Genomic DNA, 20,805 nt, shown 5'->3' with positions numbered 1-20,805 from the left:
AGGACAGTATGCAATTTGATGCGCTGATGCGTCGCATGACCATTCGTTTTCGTATGTGGGGCGCCGTTGGCGTGGTCGCCGTGTCCCTGGCCCTGGTGGGTGCGATTGGCGTGGCCGCGCAGCTGTATGCCAATAACATCACCTCGCATCTGGTCAACCAGGATGTGTCCTCCATGGCCGAGGTGGCCCGTCTGCAGCAGGCCATGAGTGACCTGCGGCTCAGTGAGAAAAACATGGTCATCCAATACGAGAATACGGTGGAGGCCTCCAAATACAAGGACGCCTGGCTGGCGGCTTTCAACCAGATTGAAAAGTCGGCCAAGGTCCTCACCCCGCTGCTGCCCGAAGATGCCCAACGCACCAAACTGACGCAGATACTCAATGACCTGCGTCAGTTCAACACGGAATTTGCCCCGATGGCCAAACAGCTGGAGAGCATGGGGTTTCCGTCAGCCCAGGTGGCTGCAGCCACCATCGCCAAACTCGATCCCCTGTTTGAGCGTGCCAATACCGCGTTGCACAGTCTGGCCAGCGAGCTGAAAAAAGCCACCGAGAACAACCAGCAGATGCTGCAAACCACGGTTCATCGCGTGATCTGGCTGATTGCCGGTATCACCCTGCTGATTCTGCTGATCATTGTGCCGATCACCGTGCTGAACATGAATTCCATCTGTCGCCCCATCGTCCAGGCCGAGCAAGTAGCCAGGGCCATTGCCCAGGGTGACCTGACCACGAAACACATCAACACCGAAGGCCGGGACGAAGCAGCCCATTTGCTGCGCTCACTGGCTGACATGCAAAACGCACTGGCCAGCCTGGTCGGCCAGGTGCGCCAGGCGACTGACAGCATCTCGACAGCCAGCGCCGAAATCGCCTCCGGCAACCATGACCTGAGCCTGCGTACCGAACAAACCGCCAGCAATCTGCAACATGCCACCGCCAGCATGGACCAGCTGACCCATACCGTGCAGCAGTCAGCGCAGGCTTCGCAGCAAGCCAACCAGCTCGCCACCTCGGCCGGTGAGGTGGCCGCACGTGGCGGCACGGTGGTGGCGCAGGTGGTCAACACCATGAATGACATTCACGTCAGCTCCCAAAAAATCAGCGACATCATCGGTGTGATTGATGGCATTGCCTTCCAGACCAATATCCTGGCCCTGAACGCGGCCGTGGAAGCCGCCCGTGCCGGTGAACAGGGCCGCGGCTTTGCCGTGGTCGCCAGCGAGGTGCGCAGTCTGGCTGGGCGCTCGGCCGACGCGGCCAAGGAAATCAAGACGCTGATTGGTGCCAGTGTCGAACGCATCGAAACCGGTGCCAAACTGGTGGCCAGTGCCGGCAAGACCATGGACGACATCGTGGCATCGGTGCAGCGCGTCACCAACATCATGGGCGAAATCACCGCTGCGGCCAGCACCCAAAACCAGGGGATTCAGGATGTCAACAGCGCCGTGATCCAGCTTGATCAAATGACCCAGCAAAACGCGGCACTGGTGGAACAGTCAGCCGCTGCCGCCCAAAGCATGAGTGAGCAGGCCCACCAACTCGCTGGCCTGGTGGACACCTTCAAACTGCTCGGTGCCCCCAGCAATCAACTGTCCCTGACCCAGCCTGAGCAGCTGACTGCACTGCCCTCGTATGCCTGAATCGGCACGTGCGGGCGGGGCCAACGCCATTTGGCATTCCGCCTCGCTGCAGCAGTATCTGGCAGGTGAGCTGCACCTGCTGGAACTGCTCGCCACCGATACCCCGCTCAACACCCTGCTGGAAACCTACACCCGCAGCTACGAAGCCAGCTTTCCTGGCGTATTGTGTTCGGTGCTGCTGCTGGACCCGGACGGCATCCATCTGCGTCACACCGCAGCCCCCAGCCTGCCCGCAGCGTATTCCCAGGCCATTGATGGGGTGGCCGTCGGCCCATCGGTCGGCTCCTGCGGCACGGCAGCGTTCACGCGTCAGGCCGTCATCGTCTCTGACATCGCCACCGACCCACTCTGGCAGGGCTACCGTGAACCGGCCCTGACACACGGCTTGCGCGCCTGCTGGTCGGTGCCCATTCTCTCAACCAAAGGTCAGGTGGTCGGCACGTTTGCCAACTATTACCGGCAACCCCGTTCGCCCGACCAACAGGGCATGCTGGCCATTCAGCACAGTGCCTACCTGCTCGGGCTGTTCATTGAACACCATCGATTGGCGCAGACCCTGGCGACCCAGCAGGAAGCCCTGCGCGAGAGTGAAGCGCGTTACCGCACCCTGGTGGAATGGTCACCCAAGGCCGTGGCGGTGCACCGCCATGGCGTGATCCTTTACGTCAACGCCGCTACCGTCACCATGCTGGGAGCCCGATCCGCCGATGAACTGCTGGGGCGGCACATTGCCGATTTCCTGCATCCGGATGACCTGCAAATTGGCCTTGAACGCGCCAGAATAGCCACGGAAACCGGTGTGAATGCGCCTGCACGTGAAGAAAAATTGCTGCGCCTGGATGGCAGCACCGTGACCGTGGAAATCCAGAGCGCGGCCATTGTGTACGACGGCGCGCCGGCGGTCTATGTGGTGGCGCATGACCTGTCCCAGCGCCGCGCCGACGAGGAGACCATCCACCACCTGGCGTTTTACGACGCCTTGACCGGTCTGCCCAACCGGCGCCTGCTGCTGGACCGGCTGCAGCAGGCCCTGCTGGCCAGCGGACGCCAGAACCAATATGGCGCACTGATGTTGCTCGACCTGGATCACTTCAAGCACATCAATGACCTGGTCGGTCATGATGTCGGCGACGCCTTGCTCAAACAGGTGGCCGAGCGGCTGCAGTCCTGTGTGCGCCAGAGTGACAGCGTGGCCCGCGTGGGGGGTGATGAGTTCATGGTGTTGCTGGAGACCTTTGCCGTGACGGCAGATGAGGCCGCTCAATACGCCAAGAACATCGCCAGCAAGATTGCCAGCCGGCTCAGTGAACCCTACACCTTGTTTGGCGTGACCTACACCAGCACCCCCAGCATCGGCATTGTGGTGTTTCTGGAGGGCACGGAAAACCGCGACGACATGATCAAGAAGGCCGATGCCGCGATGTACCAGGCCAAGGCGGCGGGCCGCAACGCCGTGCGCTTTTTTGACCCCACCATGCAAGCCCAGGCGCTGGCACGGGCAGAGTTTGAGCAGGACATGCGCCACGGCTTCGAACAGCATGAATTCCTCCTGCACTACCAGCTCCAGGTCAATACCCAAGGCCAGCCCACCGGCGCCGAAGCCCTGGTGCGCTGGGCCAGCGCCAAACACGGCCTGGTGTCGCCGGCCCGATTCATCCCCCTGGCCGAGGACAACGGCTTGATCCTGCCGCTGGGCCAGTACGTGCTGGAATCAGCCTGCGCCCAGTTGGTAGCATGGGCGCAGCACCCGGTGGCCGGCCACTGGACCGTGGCCGTCAATGTCAGTGCCCGCCAGTTTGCCCAGGAGCAGTTTGTCGGACAAGTGGCGCTGGCCTTGCAGAAAACCGGCGCCAACCCGACGCAGCTCAAGCTGGAGCTGACAGAAAGCATGCTGGTCAAGAATGTGGACGCGGTGATTGCCAAGATGAATGCCATCAAGGCCATGGGGGTGAGCTTCTCGCTGGATGACTTTGGCACCGGCTACTCGTCACTGTCCTATCTGAAGGTGTTGCCACTGGCCCAGCTCAAAATTGACCAGTCCTTTGTGCGTGACCTGCTGACCGACCCCAATGACGCCGTGATTGCCCGCACCATCGTGGCACTTGGCCACAGTCTGGGGATGAAAGTCATTGCCGAAGGCGTGGAAACCACCGAACAGCGCGACCTGCTCATTAACATGGGCTGCGACGCCTTCCAGGGTTATCTGTTCGGTCGCCCCACGCCGCCCGAACAGCTGCCATTTTTATAAGAAAAATGGGGCTCTAGCCCACATCAAATGGTCATCAATAGCTATATAAAATATAGCAAAATCATTGCCTGGCGTTGCGCACCTGTGGTGGCAGCGGCTGTGGCCAGCTGCTGCGAAACGGGTTGATGTCGAGGCCGCCGCGACGGGTGTAGCGCGCATAGACGCTGAGCTTGTGTGGCTGGCAGCGGGCCTGGATGTCCAGAAACATGCGCTCCACACAATCCTCATGAAACCCCTGGTGGTTGCGGAAGCTGACGATGTAACGCAACAAGCCGGCCTGGTCGATCTGCGGGCCAAAGTAGCTGATCTGCACACTGCCCCAATCGGGCTGGCCAGTCACCGGGCAATTGCTGCGCAGCAGGTTGCTGGTCAGCACCTCGGACACCGGGGCTTCGTCAAAAGCCGCGCTGAGCAGCTCCGGGGCCGGGGTGTAGCGGTCACAGTCCAGATCCAGCCGGTCCAGGCTCAGGCCGTCCAGCTCATAAATGGGTTCGCGGTCAAACACCTCTGCCGCCACCAGCTTGACCCCGACGCTGCTTTGCACCACATCGCCGCGCCAGACGGCTTCGGTCAGGTCGGTGCGCAGGCGCGCCTGCACCTCAGCGGCGTCGGCAAAACGGGTGTTGTTGAAGCTGTTGAGGTAAAGCTTGAACGACTTGCTCTCCACCAGGTTGCACGATTCACACGGCACCGTGAAGTGCGCCAGCGCCACTTGCGGCTTGCCACGTGGATTGAGCCAGCTCAACTCATAAGCGGTCCACAGGTCAGCGCCCAAAAACGGCAGCTTGTCACCCAGCCCCAGCTTCTCACGCTGCGGCAGGCGGGCGATCGGGAACAGCAGGCCGGCGTCGTACTGGTCAGCGTAAGCCGTCGGGAGTCCCAACGGGGATAGTTCATGTGGCGTCATCGGCTATTCAATAAAGGGGCACCGTACTTCAGAGCATTCAGGTCAGCTCAAAAAAAAGATAACCCCAAGGCGGCGGAATTTTAGACTCGCCTCGAACCGAGCGCCAGCACAACGGTCACAAGTAACGCCGCGACAAAAGCAGCCTGAGCTTGAATGGTTCCTTGGCCCCAACCTGCTCAACACCGTCCTGCGGACTTAAGCAAGGCATTACATGTTCCCGCTGGCCGACGTCCTTCAGTCGAGGCAGCACCAGAACCTGCACGAACCATGGGCGTGCAAATCGCATCTGAGTTCGGTATCTGCCCAAACGAGATGGCCTTCTGGAAACCAGTCGGAGAATACTGGTAACAGCGATAAGTCACATTGTCATTGGTCTTCACGGTGTAATTGGTTCGGCCACCGGTCTCCTCGCCGATGTCCGATATCGTGAAGGTGCTAACCTCACGACCCAGAGCCTGTGCAGTACGTTGCTCCAATCCTTCCTTGCTGATCGTAGCAGCGCATCCACCTATGCCTAAAACCAGAAAAATCAAGACACCAAGCCGATGTGGCAATTTAACAAGCTGACTGTTCATTTTGTTCCCTTTCAAATTCAATACGATCCAACTGGATTTCCGATAACACAGATGAACTGTGCGCTACATTTCCCGCGCAGCACGCGAGTGGTATTCAGGTGCATGACCCACCAGAACTCAAGACTGCTTCGTGAAGCAAGCTGGCACAGGCAGGATGGACAAACTTGCAGACACGTCTGACAAGGTGGGCTGGATAGACGGTGATTCGTCCCCCAACAGACACAAGACGGCTTCACTCCTCTTGGCCCAGATCACGGCTGATCTGGTGTTGTTCACCGCCGTGAATTGCCCCCAGTTGGCAGCCACATTGGTGTTGGATTCGGAGCGCGAGAACACGACGCCCCCCATGAGCGTGGGACCAATCAGGGTACCCAGCCCCGTGCAGTTACCGTTGCCATACCTGTAAACGCCATTGGCCCAGGTCACGCTGGTAGCTGAAACCTGGCCCACACGAACCAGATTTTTGAAAGACTGGGGACCGGTACTGTTGCAGCCATTTTCCAACCAGTCTCCAATCACTCCCGCTACACCTGCCGTGAGTGGTGTACCAGTCCCGCCGCCATCCGGAGATGACCTGTTGCCATCGGCGGCTGTACTACCGCCACCGCCGCATGCCGTCAGCAGTGACGCTGACAGAATCACAACCATTCCAAGACCTGTTTTCCAAATGGGCATCATGCCGTACTCCCTTCCTGACAAAGGCGGCATTGTTGATTTGATTGGACACGTCGGGAACCCTACCGTGGTCGGGTTGGTCAACATTCAAAACCACAAAAACATCTTTCCTGCCCCTCGTCCACCGGTGTACAAGGGTCTGTCAGACAGCCCGATCTTCGCCGGTCACCACCAAGTAAAAAAATGTATACAGTCTTGCCAGCTGACGACTACGTTAGCATGATGATTGACCCCACCGCCCCAGGAAAATGCTCAACCCCCATCCGTACGCCATCGTGTTGGACGACCATCCTTTGGTCGCCCGAGGGATTGCACAGTACCTGCAGGCCCTTGTTCCAGGTCTGAGCGTCTCGGTGGCCACAAATTGGGTGGGTGCCATGGCGCAACAGCTCGTGCAGGGTTGTCCGCTTCTTCTTGTGGCTGATGTGTGGCTGGCTGATGACAACAGCCTATCGTACTTTGACACATGGCGCAGCGTATGTCCTGATGGCATCTGGCTTGCCATCAGTGGTGACGATGACCCCCGGATCGTGCAGCGGGTGCGTGCTGCAGGTGCCCAGGGGTTTGTGCACAAGCAGGCTTCCTCCGATGTGTTCGACGCCGCCTTCTCCACTGTGCTGGCTGGCGGACAGTGGTACCCAGAACCTGCCACTGGCACTGCCAATGTGACCCTGCGCCGCTGGGAAGTCAGCCCTGCTGAACTGGGTCTGACCACACGCCAGGGGGACATCTTGTCACTCGTTCTTCGTGGTCTGCCCAACAAACGTATTGCCCTTATGCTTGGCATCACGGAGAGCACCGTCAAGGAACACATCACCGCCATACTTCAGCGCATGGGTGCGTCCAACCGCGTTGAATTGATGACCCTCATGCAAGAGCGGCGTCTGACATTGCAAAAATCATCACGATGACGACGCTGGACAAACTCTCGATCAATGCGCAAGTGCGGCTGCTGGATTTGATCGCCAGCCGACACACGGCCGAAGTCGCCTTGCTCACTCTGCCAGCCTTGCTGGCTTGGCTGCACAGCAAACAGACCGGACAGACATCACCCTTGTTCGCCTGGACGGTTGTCATGGCGCTGGCTGCCCTGGGGCTGGTCTGGATGCGCCGGAGCTTCCGTGCTGACCAACAACTTCACGATGCTTCGGCGATGGTGCGCCGTTGGCGCACACGGATGACAATCGGTGGCCTGATTTACGGAATAGGCTGGTCACTACCGGTCATCCTGGTCGGCACCCAGCCATCGCTGGAGTTTTCCATGGCGCTCTACATCGCCCTGTGCGGGGTGACCATGGGCTCGGCCGTGTATTTGCCCGCTGTACTGCCTTGCTTTATGACCCTTTTGGCTGGCATCTGGGTACCAGCCATCTTCACTGTCCCGGCGCTGTTTCCTGGCATCTGGCCTGTTGTGTTGGCATTTGCCATTGTGTTCTGCCTACTGAGCCTGCGGCATGCATGGGGTACACACCGCTTTCTGGTTTTGCAGATCCACTTGGAGGAAAGCAGTCGCCAATTGAGCGAGCAATTCCGCCTGGCCACCGAGCGCGCCGAAGCAGCCGTACGTGAGAAGAACCTGTTTCTCACCACCGCCAGCCACGACCTGCGTCAACCCGTACACGCCATGATGATGCTGGTAGAGGCCATCACCCGGCGCACCCGCGACCCCGCCGCTACCCCGCTACTCCAGGACCTGCGCAGCGGCATGGGATCGCTGAATCTGATGTTCAACGCACTACTCGACCTGTCCCGATTGGAGTCCGGCCACACGCCACAGCAAGGGCGGGTCACTCTGCAGCCGTTGCTGCAAGAAGTGGTCACGCTGTTTCGGGAGCAGGCTGCACAGCGTGGCCTAAAGCTGCGACTGCACACACCCGAACGCGCTGCAGCAGTGCAGACCGATCCAATGCTCCTGCGCCAGGCACTGTTAAATCTGGTGCACAACGCACTGCGTTACACCACACAGGGTGGCATCCTGATCGGTCTGCGTTCGCGTGGTGGAGAGTGGCAGATCGAAGTCTGTGACACGGGTTCAGGCATTGCTGACAGCGAAAGCGAGCACATCTTTGTGCCCTACTATCGCAACCCACAGGCCCAACGTATCGACAGCGCCGGGCTCGGCTTGGGTCTGGCCGTTGTGGCAGAGTGTGCGCAGCGCATGGGTGCCTCACTGGGCTTTCGCTCGCATCTGGGTCGGGGTTCACGATTCTGGCTCAAACTGGCACAACAGGAGCCCGGACTCGAGACCAGTGGGTATACACCTTTCGCGCGACTTTCGGGACGCTGCCTAATACTGGATGATGACCCACAGGTTCGTTCTGCCTGGGAAGCTTTGCTCACAAGCTGGGGCATCGAAGGCCGATACGCTGGTGATGCGACTGAGGCGATGCATTGGCTGAACGCCGGCTTTGTGCCACAAGCCATCTTTTGCGATCAAAGACTTCGCTCACGCCCAAGTGGTTTCGATGTCTTGCGTGCTTTGCTCGCACGCTGCCCCACAGCCAGTGGTGCTATGGTCAGCGGCGAACTTCACTCCCCCGAATTGGCCCAGGCCGAAGAAGAAGGTTACACGGTACTGCACAAACCGCTGGACCCAGGGGTACTACACACAATACTGTCAAACTGGCTCCATCCTGCGTGAGGCTTGAACCCAGGAACCTCACCCCTACTGTCTCCTCTGGGCGGCACGATGACGCGACCATGCGACAACGGCCACCACTGGAACTCAGGGTCTGCGAGAACGGCGTGCCGGCGGTCAGGGTCGGCAGTGTGGCCGGGTTCACGGTGATCGGCGAGGCAGACGGGTTGATCGTGATGGTGACCGTGCCGCCTTGGGTGACAGTACCACTCTTGGCCGGGTAGATCAATGACGTGTGCGCAGCATCCGCCACGCTGGGTAGAAGAGCGCTTTGCAGCTATAAGGTCGCACAAAGCCTGCCCCAATCGCGTTCGATTTTCTGCCACACATTGACAATGCACAACGCGATTACACCCGTACTGAAGTAAGGTTCCAGAGACTGAAAAGATGCGCTAGTACTCAAGCTTCCAGGCAGCGGCGAAACACCAGCCGGTTCGGCACCGACACCTCGGCGGCAAAGGCGTAACCCTCGCCGTCAAATGCCTTGAGTTGTTCAGGCAAGACCACCCGCTGGGTGGCGGCAAAACGGGCCATCAGGCCACGGGCGCGTTTGGCGTGGAAGCTGATGATCTTGTACTGACCGCCCTTGAAGTCCTCAAACACACAGTCCACCACCCGCGCCTTGAGCACCCTGGTGTCCACCGCCTTGAAATACTCCTGCGACGCCAGGTTCACCACCACCGGCGCCACCTCGCTGCGCAGCCGCTGGTTCAGGTAGTCAGCCATCTGTGTGCCCCAGAAAGCATAGAGATTTTTGCCGCGGGCGTTGGTCAGGGCCGTGCCCATTTCCAGCCGGTAGGGCTGGATGTAGTCCAACGGGCGCAGCACGCCGTACAAGCCGCTCAGGATGCACACATGGTCTTGCGCCCAGGCCAGCTGATCCGCCGACAGGGTTTTGGCATCCAGCCCTTCATAAACGTCACCATTGAAGGCCAGCACGGCCTGCTTGGCGTTCCTGGCAGTGAACTTGGGCGCCCAGGCCTGATAACGCGCCACATTCAGCCCGGCTAGCGCATCACTCAAGCCCATCAGGCTGGCGATGTCTTGCGGCGATTTCTGCTTCAGAATGCCCATCAGCTCTGCGGCTTGCGGCACAAACAGCGGCTGGCTGTGTGGCACGTCACCAGGCGGGGTGTCAAAGTCGAGCGATTTGGCGGGGGAGAGTAAAAACAGCATGGTGCAATGACGATCCGGTGGTGATGGCTGACAAGGTGCCCATTATCGTGACCGTGGTCATAAAGTTTGGCTATCAATAGCTTATAAACAATGCATCATGAAAACGATAGGTTGCCACTATGATTCACCCATCGGCCAACAAAACCTGTGACACCGACGTTTTTTCAACCCACCCACACAAGGAGTCTTCCATGTCCCTGATCAATACCCAAGTTCAACCGTTCAAAACCCAGGCCTTCCTGAGCCGCAATGGCAAGGCCGAGTTCATCACCGTGACCGAAGAAAGCCTCAAAGGCAAATGGTCGGTGCTGATTTTCATGCCCGCCGCTTTCACCTTCAACTGCCCGACCGAAATCGAAGACGCTGCTGACAACTACGCCGAGTTCCAGAAAGCCGGTGCCGAGGTGTACATCGTCACCACCGACACCCACTTCTCGCACAAGGTCTGGCACGAAACCTCTGCCGCCGTGGGCAAGGCCCAGTTCCCGCTGGTGGGCGACCCAACCCACCAACTGACCAACGCTTTTGGCGTGCACATTCCTGAAGAAGGCCTGGCGCTGCGCGGCACCTTCGTCATCAACCCCGAAGGCGTGATCAAGACGCTGGAAATCCACTCCAACGAAATTGCTCGCGATGTGTCTGAAACCCTGCGCAAGCTCAAAGCGGCCCAGTTCACCGCCAGCCACCCCGGCGAAGTCTGCCCCGCCAAGTGGAAAGAAGGTGCCAAGACCTTGAAGCCATCTCTGGAACTGGTCGGCAAGATCTAAACCACCGGCACACCTGTCTGGCACGCCTGCCGTGGCGTGCCCAAGCCGGACTGCGTCAAGCTGCCCTGTGGGCCTTGCCGTCCGGCTATTTTTTTCACAAAAATTGGCACTTAGCCCGCATAAATAAAGCACATATAGCTATATATTTTATAGCGACAAAGGACCCCATCATGCTCGACGATGACCTCCAAACACAACTTGCCGCCTACTTGCAGCGCGTGGTTCAACCGTTCGAGCTGGTGGCCAGCCTGGACGACTCCGACAACGCCAGTGACATGCTAAGCCTGCTGCAGACCATCCAACGCCTGCGCAGCGACAAAATCACGCTCAAGACCGACGGCAGCGATGCCCGCAAACCATCATTCACCGTGCAGGCCGCCGGGGCCGCCAACAGCCTGCGTTTTGCCGGCCTGCCCCTGGGCCACGAATTCACCTCGCTGGTGCTGGCCCTGCTGTGGACTGGCGGCCACCCGCCCAAGGTGGAGCAGGATGTGATCGACAGCATCCGCGCGCTGGACGGCGACTTCAACTTTGAGGTCTACATGTCGCTGACCTGCCACAACTGCCCGGACGTGGTGCAGGCCCTGAGCCTGATGGCCATTCTCAACCCCAAGGTCAAAACCGTGGTGATCGAGGGCGGCGCGTTCCAGGACGAAGTCACCCGGCGCGAGATCATGGCCGTACCCATGGTCTTTCTCAACGGCCAAATGTTCAGCTCCGGCCACAGCACGGTGGAAGAAATCGTCGCCAAGCTCGATACCGGAGCCGCCGCCCGTGAGGCCGCCAAACTCTCGGCCCGCGCACCGTATGACGTGCTGGTGGTCGGTGGTGGCCCAGCTGGCGCGGCTGCAGCCGTGTACGCCGCCCGCAAAGGCATCCGCACCGGCGTGGTGGCCGAGCGTTTTGGCGGCCAGGTCAATGACACCTTGTCGATTGAGAACTTCATCTCGGTCACTGAGACCGATGGCCCCAAATTTGCCGCCGCGCTGGAAGCCCATGTCAAAGCCTATGACGTGGACATCATGAACCTGCAACGCGCCGACAAGCTGATCCCGGCCGCACAGCCTGGTGGCCTGATCGAGCTGCAACTGGCCAACGGCGGCACCCTCAAAACCCGCACGGTGATTCTGTCCACCGGGGCACGCTGGCGCAATGTCAACGTGCCCGGCGAGCAAGAGTACAAAACCAAAGGCGTGGCCTACTGCCCGCACTGTGACGGCCCGCTGTTCAAAGGCAAGCGGGTGGCAGTGATTGGCGGCGGCAACTCCGGCGTGGAAGCGGCCATTGACCTGGCCGGTGTGGTGGCCCATGTGACGCTGATCGAGTTTGACACCAAGCTGCGTGCCGACGCAGTGCTGGTGGCCAAGCTGCAAAGCCTGCCCAATGTGACGATCCACCTCAATGCCCAGACCACCGAGATCACCGGCGACGGCCAAAAGGTCAACGGCCTGAGCTACAAGGACCGCGCGACCGAGGCCGCGCATCACATCGAACTCGAAGGCGTGTTCGTGCAGATCGGCCTGGTGCCCAACACCGAATGGCTCAAGGGCACACTGGAGCTGTCCAGACACGGCGAGATCGTGATCGATGCCAAAGGCCAGACCTCGCTGCCCGGCGTGCTGGCTGCCGGTGACGTGACCACCGTGCCCTACAAACAAATCATCATCGCCACCGGTGAAGGTGCCAAGGCGGCGCTGAGCGCGTTTGACTATTTGATTCGCAACCCGGCGGTGTGAGTTTGCCCCGCTGATGTCAAAAAAGGGGGCACAAGGGTAAGCGTCGCCGACGCTGCCAGCGCCCTCGCTCAGGAGCGCTGAGAAGGCGGTCATGGGTCAAGTGCTGGCATAGAATTCAGGGCCACTGCCTGCTTTGGGCAGTGGCTCAGATTCTTGAGCGGCACGCAAAAATCCCATGGAAATTTTCCTGAAAATGGCCAACTCGCGGAGGTGGAAACGCTCCAGGCGGGCCCATTTCCATGCCCAATGCACCGGAGCGTTACTGGTGCTGTGTTGCAGCACATCCACCCTTGCCGCAGCCTTGGTGGCCGACGCGGGTGAACTGGCCCAACTGTCACTGGATGACCTGCTGCGTGTCGAGGTGCACAGTGCCTCGCGTTATGCCCAACCGCTGGCCGACTCTCCGGCGTCAGTCACGGTGATTGGCCAGGATGAATTACGCCGCCACAACTATCGCAACCTGGCTGAAGCGCTGTCCACCGTGCGCGGGGTTTACCTCAGCAATGACCGCAACTACAGCTACCTCGGCGTGCGCGGTTTCAACCGCCCCGGTGATTACAACTCCCGCATTCTGCTGCTGACTGACGGCGCGCGGCGCAACGATGCCCTGTACGACCAGGCACAACTCGGCAACGAAGCGCCGATCGAGATCAGCTGGGTCAAGCGGCTGGAGTTTGTTGCCGGACCGTCCTCGGCCGTTTATGGTGCCAATGCGCTGTTTGGCAGCGTCAATGCGGTGATGCTCGATGGCGGCGACATCCAGGGCACCCGCCTCAGCGCCGAGGTGGGCAGCGGGGCCAGCCACCGCCTGGGGCTGATGGCCGGCCAACGGGTGGACAGTGAACACGACTGGTTTTTTGCGTTGGCCGCCTCCAACACAGCTGGCAGCGATCTGTATTTCCCCGAATTTGCCACCAGCAACAGCCAAGGCTGGGCGCGTGGGCTGGACGGTGAGCGCTACCAAAAAGCTTACGGCAAATACCGCTTTGGCCACTGGCGGCTCAGCGCCAACCTGAGTTCACGTGACAAGCACTTGCCCAATGCACCTTATCAAACTGCATTTGGTGAACCCGGCACCCACACCGTTGATCAACACGCGCTACTTGAGCTGGCCTATGACGGGCCGCAGTCCAACGGCTGGCAGCAGCGATTCAGGGTTTTCAGCGGCAGTTACCGCTACAGCGGTGATTACATGTTCGCCGGGCCGCTGGACAACCGCGACACCGGTCGGGCCGACTGGCTGGGAGGCGATTACCGCCTGATCATCACCGCCCAGCCCGCCCACAAATTGATGCTGGGTCTGGAGACCCAGTGGAACACGCTGCTGGAGCAGCGCAATTTTGACTTGGCGCCGGCGGCCAGTTACCTCGACAGCAGCCCTCGCTCCCATACCTACGGCGTCTTTGTGCAGGACGAATGGCGCTTGTCCCAGCAATGGCTGCTCAACTTCGGCCTGCGTCATGACAAACACAGCGACTATGCCGGTATCACCTCACCCCGCGCCGCGCTGATCTACCAGGCCAGCGAAGCCGCCACGCTGAAGGCCATGGTGGGTCATGCCTACCGTGCCCCCAACGCCTACGAGCGTTTTTACGACGATGGCGGCCTGCTGCAAAAGGCCCATCCGGCCCTGCAACCCGAACGCATCCGCAGCATCGAGTTGGCTGCGGATTTCCGCGCTGGCCAGGGAGGGCGCTTTGGCTTCAGCCTCTACCGCAACGACATGCGCGACATGATTGACCAGGTGCTTGACCCGGCTGACGGACTGCTGGTGTTTGCCAACCAGTCCAGTGCACAAACCCGCGGCATCGAACTCGATGCTGAAAAACGCTGGCGCGGTGGCCAGCGCCTGCGTGCCAGCCTGTCCCGGCAATGGTCTAGCGCTGCCGACGGCAGTGAACTCGGCAATGCCCCGCAGTGGCTTGGCAAACTGGTCTTTGACCGGCCCTTGGGCGCAGGCTGGACAATGGCTGGTGAATGGATAGGGGTGTCAGAACGGCGCGCCCTGGTGGGACAAGTGGCCGGTTATGGCGTGCTCAATCTGACACTGACGTCTGCTCCTTTTGCCGGACTGGGCGAATTCTCCCTGGGGCTCTATAACGTGGGTGATCACCAATACCATGACCCGGCCTCTTCGGCGTTCACACAGAATGCACTGGCGCAAGATGGCCGTCAGTTCAGACTGAGCTGGACCTTGCGCCTATGAGATGCCGCCAATGCTGATGTCTGTCGGGTCCATCCGACGTGTTCTTCTGGTGCTGTTGCTGGCATGGAGCCCGCTGGCGCAGGCACAGCGGCAAGCCCCCGAGCCTGAGCTGAAAGCCGCCATTCTGGTCAACATGCTGTTGTTTGTGGACTGGCCAAACCAAACCAGCCAGCCCTCAGACCGCGTGGCCCTGTGCTACCTGGATGCCGGGCCGGTTGCCCAGGTGCTGGACCTGCTCAATGGCAAAATCATCAAAGGTCGACCACTGCAGGTGCTGCATGTCAATGCCGCCGCGGCTGCGGGCTGCCACGCCCTCTACCTGTCACCCAACGACGCCACCGCACTGACACGTATGGTGCCCGGGTTAAGTAACCGCGGTGTGCTGTTCGTCGGTGATTCACCGGGATACCTGCAACGCGGTGTGATGCTCAATCTGGAAGTGGAAAACGGGCGCATCGTTTTCGACATTGATCTGCGCTCAGCCCGCCAGGCCGGGCTGGTGATGAGTTCCAAAGTGTTACGCCTGGCTCGCAGGGTGATGGAGTAAACGCGTGAAGCCACAGACTGACCGTGTCAAGAGATCCAATCGCCTGAGTCTGTTGTCCACCGGTCTGGCATTGCTGATCACCTTCATCCTGCTGATGGTGCATCAATATGTGATTGGTCGCCAGCAGATGCTCGAGGAGCTGAGCACGGAGGCCGCCATCGTTGGTGCCAACAGCTCGGCAGCATTGGTGTTCAGGGACGCCAAGGCGGCCCAGGAGACATTGGGCGCAGTTCGGTTGAACCCCCGCATCACTGGCGGCGCCTTGTATCAGGTCGATGGCGAACGGCTGGCGATCACTGGCGACTGGCCTTTCCCCCCCGGACTCATCTTCGACCGCACAGAAGCGCCCCTGGAACAGTTGAACCAGCCCATAGCGATGGCGAGCCACTGGTCTGGCGAAGTCTTGCGTGAGAACATCCAGATGGAAGGTAGCCAGGTCGGCACCCTGCTGCTGCATGTCAGTTTTGCCTCGCTTTACTGGCGCATGCTCGAATACGCCCTGGGTGTACTGGCCATTGCCACCGTGGCGCTGATTCTGGCCTATCGCCTGACAGCCGGTTTGCGCCGACGCATGGTGCGGGCAGAAGAGCAGCTGCAGCTGATGGCCTTTTATGACCAGATATCTGGTTTACCCAATCGAAGTTTGTTTGAGCGCGAGTTACGCCAGGCCGTGGCCCGTGTGACACGCGAACCCAAGGGGGCGGCGCTGCTGTGCATTGATGTCGATGATTTCAAGAAAATCAATGACTCCCTCGGGCATGCGGTGGGCGATCAGGCGCTGCGGATGATCGGCGAACGCCTGTCCGCCGTGTTGCGTTCCGGTGACGTGGTCGCCCGACTGGGGGGCGACGAATTCGCGGCCATTCTTTATGGCATTGGCGACCCAGACAACGCCGCCAGGGTGGCGCGCCAGATGATCGAGGCCGTTGCTCAGCCGCTGCCGACACTGCCCAGACCGAGTCACGTCGGACTCAGCGTCGGCGTGCTGTTGCTGCCCTGTGACGAGAGTGATCCGACCATCTTGTTGCAACGCGCCGACATGGCCATGTATGTGGCCAAGACCCACGGCAAAAGCGGCTTCCGGTTTTTTTCCGAGGCCATTGATGCCCGGGTTCGCAATGACCTGGAACTTGAATCCGGCTTGCGACAGGCCCTGCAAGAAGATGGTGGCGGGCTGTGGGTAGCCTACCAGCCCCAGCTCAATGCACAAACCCGGGAATTGGTTGGGGTCGAGGCCTTGGCGCGTTGGCGGCGCGCCGATGGCCAACTGGTGTCACCGGCAGAATTCATCCCGGTGGCCGAACGCTGCAGCCTGATAGCGGAGCTGGGCGACTGGGTGTTGAACCAGGTCTGCCGGGATCTGGCCACCCTGCGTGCCAATGGGGTTGAGTTGCCCAGGGTCTCCATCAACGTGTCGCCTCTTCAACTGCTGCACGGCTGCGGCATCGTCGAGCGTATTTGCAAGACCCTTGAACACTTTGGTGAAAACGTCAAGCGTTTTGAATTCGAGCTGACCGAAAGCGCCCTGATGGACGGGGACGGATCCGTGGTGCTGGATGCGTTTCACACGGCCGGTTTTGCGCTCTCCATCGACGACTTCGGCACGGGTTATTCGTCCTTCGGTCACATCAAACGTTTTTGCGTGGGAGAACTCAAAATTGACCAGCGTTTCGTGCGTGACCTGCCCGATGACGGTGAAAACGCGGCCATCGTCAGGGCGGTCATCCAGATGGCACACGCCCTGAGCCTGATCGTCGTCGCCGAGGGCGTTGAAACACCGCAGCAAGCCGAGTTCTTGCGCCACTGTGGTTGCGACATCCTGCAGGGTTACCTGCTGGGCCGCCCGATGCCCGCAGCCCAGTTGCGGGACTATGTGCAAGAACGCTGTAGCGTCGAATAAAATCGGGCCTCCCCAGTCTTATACCCATGGCGGCATCTGTGTAAAGGTGTCGCTTTCGCATCCAGTCGCCTTCTGTGGCCCTGGGCGGCGACCAAGCCAACAACACCATGAACGACGAACTACAACAACCCGGCTTAAGCAGCCTGTCCAAATCCTTCGAGCCCGCCGCCCTGGAAGCCCATTGGGGGCCAGAGTGGGAAAAACGTGGCTACGGCGTGGCCGGGAGCCGGGGCACGGGCCAGCCCAGCGTAGAGGCCGCCGCACGCGGCGACAACTTCTGCATCCAGTTGCCACCACCCAACGTAACCGGCACGCTGCACATGGGCCATGCGTTCAACCAGACCATCATGGACAGCCTGACGCGTTATCACCGTATGGCCGGCTTCAACACCGCCTGGATTCCCGGCACCGACCACGCCGGCATTGCCACCCAGATCGTGGTGGAGCGCCAGTTGCAGGCCCAGGGCATCAGCCGCCACGACATGGGCCCGACACCGGCCGAAGCACGGAAAAACTTTGTGTCAAAGGTCTGGGAGTGGAAAGAAAAAAGCGGCAACACCATCACCACCCAGATGCGCCGCATGGGCGACACGGTGGACTGGAGCCGCGAGTACTTCACCATGGACCCCAAGCTGTCCAAAACCGTCACCGAAACCTTTGTGCGCCTGTTTGAGCAAGGCCTGATCTACCGTGGCAAACGCCTGGTCAACTGGGACCCGGTGCTGATGAGCGCCGTGTCTGACCTGGAAGTGGAATCTGAGGAAGAAGACGGCAGCTTGTGGCACATCCTCTACCCCTTTGCCGACGGCCCGCAGCTGGTCAACGGTGAACTGGCCCCAGGCCTGGTCGTGGCCACCACGCGGCCTGAGACCATGCTGGGCGACGTGGCCGCCATGGTGCACCCCGAGGACGAACGCTATGCGCACCTGATCGGCAAACAGGTCACCCTGCCCTTGTGCAACCGAAATATCCCGATCATTGCCGACGACTACGTGGACAAGGCTTTCGGCACCGGCGTGGTGAAGGTCACCCCGGCGCACGACCAGAATGACTACCAGGTCGGCCAGCGCCACAAGCTGCCGATGATCTGCGTGCTGACGCTGGATGCAAAAATTGACAGCAATGCGCCAAGTACCTACGTAGGCCTGGACCGCTTTGCAGCCCGCAAACAAATCGTCAAAGACCTGCAGGCGCTGGAGCTGATGGTTGAGATCAAAAAACACAAACTGATGGTGCCGCGCTGCGCCCGCACCGGCCAGGTGATCGAGCCGATGCTCACCGACCAGTGGTTTGTGGCGATGAGCAAAGTGTCCAAACAAGACCCGACCGGCAAGAGCATCACGCAAAAAGCCATCGACGCGGTGCAGTCCGGCCAGGTGAAGTTTGTGCCCGAAAACTGGGTCAACACCTACAACCAGTGGATGAACAACATCCAGGACTGGTGCATCAGCCGCCAGCTCTGGTGGGGCCATCAAATTCCCGCGTGGTATGCCGAAGACGGTACAGTTTTTGTAGCAAGAAACGAAGAAGATGCGCGGGCTAGCGCCGAAAAAGCCGGCTATACCGGGGCCCTCAAGCGTGACGAAGACGTGCTCGACACCTGGTACTCCAGCGCGTTGGTGCCGTTCAGCACCATGGGCTGGCCCGAAACCACCCCGGACTACGACCTCTACCTGCCCAGCAGCGTGCTGGTCACCGGCTACGACATCATCTTCTTCTGGGTCGCCCGGATGATCATGATGACCACCCATTTCACCGGCAAGGTGCCGTTCAAACACGTCTACATCCACGGCCTGGTGCGTGACGCGCAAGGCCACAAGATGAGCAAGAGTGAGGGCAATGTGCTCGACCCGGTGGACCTGATCGACGGCATTGCCCTGCCCGAGTTGCTGGTCAAGCGCGCCGAGGGTCTGCGCAAGCCCGAAACCGCACCGCAGGTGCGCAAAAACACCGAAAAAGAATTCCCCAATGGCATCCCCGCCTTTGGTGCCGATGCCTTGCGTTTCACCTTCGCGTCCTTGGCTTCTCTGGGCCGCTCTATCAATTTTGATAGCAAACGCTGCGAAGGCTACCGCAACTTCTGCAACAAGCTCTGGAACGCCAGCCGCTTCGTGCTGATGAACTGCGAAGGCCAGGACTGCGGCCTGAACGACCACACCCCGGCCGAATGCGCCACCGCCGCGTACCTGGACTTCAGCGCGGCGGATCGCTGGATCGTGTCGCTGCTGCAAAAGGCCGAAGCTGAGGTGGCACAGGGCTTCACCGACTACCGCCTGGACAACGTGGCCAGCACGATTTACGACTTTGTCTGGAACGAGTTCTGCGACTGGTACCTGGAAATCGCCAAGGTGCAAATCCAGACCGGTGACGATGCGCAGAAACGCGCCACCCGCCGCACCCTGATCCGCACCCTGGAAACCATTCTGCGCCTGGCCCACCCGATCATCCCGTTCGTGACCGAAGAGTTGTGGCAAAAGGTCGCGCCTGTAGCCGGACGCGCTGGTGCATCCATCGCCATCGCCGCCTACCCGGTGAGTCAGCCCGAGCGTATTGACGAGGCAGCCATTGCCCATGTCGCCAAACTGAAAACCCTGGTTGATGCCTGCCGCAACCTGCGCGGTGAAATGCAGGTGTCACCCGCACAGCGCCTGCCGCTGTTTGTCATCGCATCGAACGCCGAGTCGACCTTCATGAAGAGCGCCGCCCCGGTGCTGCAAGCGCTGGCCAAACTGAGTGAGGTGCGCGTGTTTGATGACGAGGCCGCCTGGGCCGCCGCCGCGCAAGCCGCTCCGGTGGCCGTGGTGGGTGAAGCCCGTGTCTGCCTGTTCATGGAAATTGACGTGGCCGCTGAAAAAGCGCGCCTGGGCAAAGAATTGGCGCGCCTCGAAGGTGAGATTGGCAAGGCCAACGGCAAGCTGGGCAACGAGTCCTTCGTGGCCCGCGCCCCGGCTACCGTGATTGATCAAGAGCGCAAACGCCTGGCGGATTTTGAAGCCACCTTGGCCAAGGTCAAAGACCAGCTGGCCCGGCTGGGTTGATCCAGCCGAACGGAGCTTCGCGGCTGAACCCGTTTTAACCCGGCCTCCCGACACCATCGGGAGGCTGGCCGAAGACAAGCGCGTTAACGGCGGCGCAACACGTGGATGTAGGTGCTGCCAACGGTCTGCTGTTCCAGCAACTCGTTGCCCGTCTGTTTGGCAAACGCCTGGAAATCACGCAGCGACCCCCCATCGGTGGCAATCACCTTGAGCGTCTGGCCACTTTGCAGTTCACTGAGTGCCTTCTTGGCCTTGAGGATGGGCAGCGGGCAATTCAACCCGCTGGTGTCGATTTCTTTGTCAATTTGCATGGTGAGGTTCTGAAAAGAGAGGGCCCGCGCATCAAGCCGGGAAAACACCGGTGGACAGGTAACGGTCCCCGCGGTCACACACCACAAAAACAATGGTCGCATTGCGCTCGACCTTGGCAATTTGCGCCGCCACCCAACAGGCACCAGCGGCCGAGATGCCGGCAAAAATGCCTTCTTCGCGCGCCAATTGGCGGCACATTTCTTCGGCATCTTCCTGGCTGACGTACATCAGCTCATCCACATAGCTGGGATCGTAAATTTTGGGCAGGTAGGCTTGTGGCCATTTGCGAATGCCCGGGATGCGTGAACCTTCGTGCGGCTGCACACCAATGACCTTGATCGCCGGGTTTTTCTTCTTCAGGTACTGCGACACCCCGGTGATGGTGCCGGTGGTGCCCATGGCGCTGACAAAGTGGGTGATCTTGCCCTTGGTGTCGG

Annotated in this window: 15 protein-coding genes; 10 read left to right on the top strand and 5 right to left on the bottom strand. The window is 60.2% G+C overall.

Annotated elements, in window-relative coordinates; all coding sequences use genetic code 11:
- Window positions 1–8 precede the first annotated feature (8 nt).
- Both PHW99_RS08355 and PHW99_RS08350 read left to right on the top strand, forming a co-directional pair.
- Window positions 9–1,643, top strand: coding sequence for a methyl-accepting chemotaxis protein (locus PHW99_RS08355; RefSeq protein WP_300175622.1), 1,635 nt, complete (start codon window positions 9–11; stop codon window positions 1,641–1,643).
- Complete coding sequence (locus PHW99_RS08350; protein WP_300175620.1) at window positions 1,636–3,891, top strand: EAL domain-containing protein; 2,256 nt, start codon at window positions 1,636–1,638, stop codon at window positions 3,889–3,891. Before PHW99_RS08355 ends, PHW99_RS08350 begins: the two co-directional genes overlap by 8 nt.
- A 61-nt stretch (window positions 3,892–3,952) precedes the next feature.
- Here PHW99_RS08350 and queF read toward each other — a convergent pair whose 3' ends face one another.
- Together queF and PHW99_RS08340 are read right to left on the bottom strand one after the other, a co-directional pair.
- Window positions 3,953–4,798, bottom strand: coding sequence for an NADPH-dependent 7-cyano-7-deazaguanine reductase QueF (queF, locus tag PHW99_RS08345; RefSeq protein ID WP_300175618.1), 846 nt, complete (start codon window positions 4,796–4,798; stop codon window positions 3,953–3,955).
- Window positions 4,799–4,974: 176 nt separating this feature from the next.
- On the bottom strand, window positions 4,975–5,373 hold the full coding sequence (locus PHW99_RS08340; protein WP_300175616.1) for a hypothetical protein: 399 nt from the start codon (window positions 5,371–5,373) through the stop codon (window positions 4,975–4,977).
- A gap of 923 nt (window positions 5,374–6,296) precedes the next feature.
- Here PHW99_RS08340 and PHW99_RS08335 point away from each other — a divergent pair.
- Window positions 6,297–6,959 carry a response regulator transcription factor gene (locus PHW99_RS08335; protein WP_300175615.1) on the top strand — a complete coding sequence of 221 codons (663 nt, stop codon included), beginning with the start codon at window positions 6,297–6,299 and terminating at the stop codon, window positions 6,957–6,959.
- Window positions 6,956–8,689: a hybrid sensor histidine kinase/response regulator gene (locus PHW99_RS08330; RefSeq protein WP_300175614.1), complete on the top strand. Its 1,734-nt coding sequence runs from the start codon at window positions 6,956–6,958 to the stop codon at window positions 8,687–8,689. Before PHW99_RS08335 ends, PHW99_RS08330 begins: the two co-directional genes overlap by 4 nt.
- Before the next feature lie 396 nt (window positions 8,690–9,085).
- On the opposite strand, the gene yaaA is transcribed toward PHW99_RS08330, so the two are convergent.
- The gene (yaaA, locus tag PHW99_RS08325; protein WP_300175612.1) at window positions 9,086–9,862 is read right to left on the bottom strand and encodes a peroxide stress protein YaaA; all 777 of its coding nucleotides are present in this window, start codon (window positions 9,860–9,862) and stop codon (window positions 9,086–9,088) included.
- Window positions 9,863–10,053: 191 nt separating this feature from the next.
- Here yaaA and ahpC point away from each other — a divergent pair, with 191 nt between their 5' ends.
- The 6 genes from ahpC to PHW99_RS08295 all read left to right on the top strand — a co-directional run bounded on the left by ahpC (window position 10,054) and on the right by PHW99_RS08295 (window position 20,056).
- Window positions 10,054–10,629: an alkyl hydroperoxide reductase subunit C gene (gene ahpC / locus PHW99_RS08320; protein WP_300175610.1), complete on the top strand. Its 576-nt coding sequence runs from the start codon at window positions 10,054–10,056 to the stop codon at window positions 10,627–10,629.
- A gap of 170 nt (window positions 10,630–10,799) precedes the next feature.
- Window positions 10,800–12,365: an alkyl hydroperoxide reductase subunit F gene (ahpF, locus tag PHW99_RS08315; protein WP_300175609.1), complete on the top strand. Its 1,566-nt coding sequence runs from the start codon at window positions 10,800–10,802 to the stop codon at window positions 12,363–12,365.
- A 175-nt stretch (window positions 12,366–12,540) separates the two neighbouring features.
- Entirely contained in the window at window positions 12,541–14,571 is a 2,031-nt protein-coding gene (locus PHW99_RS08310) for a TonB-dependent receptor (RefSeq protein ID WP_300175608.1), read from the top strand.
- A gap of 16 nt (window positions 14,572–14,587) precedes the next feature.
- On the top strand, window positions 14,588–15,118 hold the full coding sequence (locus PHW99_RS08305) for a YfiR family protein (RefSeq protein ID WP_300175607.1): 531 nt from the start codon (window positions 14,588–14,590) through the stop codon (window positions 15,116–15,118).
- A 4-nt stretch (window positions 15,119–15,122) separates the two neighbouring features.
- Window positions 15,123–17,018, top strand: a complete 1,896-nt coding sequence (locus PHW99_RS08300; RefSeq protein WP_300175604.1) for an EAL domain-containing protein — start codon at window positions 15,123–15,125, stop codon at window positions 17,016–17,018.
- Between the two features lie 107 nt (window positions 17,019–17,125).
- Window positions 17,126–20,056 carry a valine--tRNA ligase gene (locus tag PHW99_RS08295; RefSeq protein ID WP_300175602.1) on the top strand — a complete coding sequence of 977 codons (2,931 nt, stop codon included), beginning with the start codon at window positions 17,126–17,128 and terminating at the stop codon, window positions 20,054–20,056.
- 83 nt (window positions 20,057–20,139) lie between these two features.
- Here PHW99_RS08295 and PHW99_RS08290 read toward each other — a convergent pair whose 3' ends face one another.
- Together PHW99_RS08290 and PHW99_RS08285 are read right to left on the bottom strand one after the other, a co-directional pair.
- Window positions 20,140–20,367 carry a sulfurtransferase TusA family protein gene (locus PHW99_RS08290; RefSeq protein ID WP_300175600.1) on the bottom strand — a complete coding sequence of 76 codons (228 nt, stop codon included), beginning with the start codon at window positions 20,365–20,367 and terminating at the stop codon, window positions 20,140–20,142.
- 31 nt (window positions 20,368–20,398) lie between these two features.
- Window positions 20,399–20,805: pyridoxal-phosphate dependent enzyme (locus tag PHW99_RS08285; RefSeq protein WP_300175598.1), on the bottom strand; the 407-nt coding region annotated here is incomplete at its 5' end.

Origin of the sequence: Rhodoferax sp. (assembly GCF_028689305.1) — a bacterium.
Classification (GTDB): Bacteria; Pseudomonadota; Gammaproteobacteria; order Burkholderiales; family Burkholderiaceae_C; genus Rhodoferax.
Note: the sequence above shows the minus strand (reverse complement) of the source record. Positions and strands in the feature narration are given on the sequence as shown.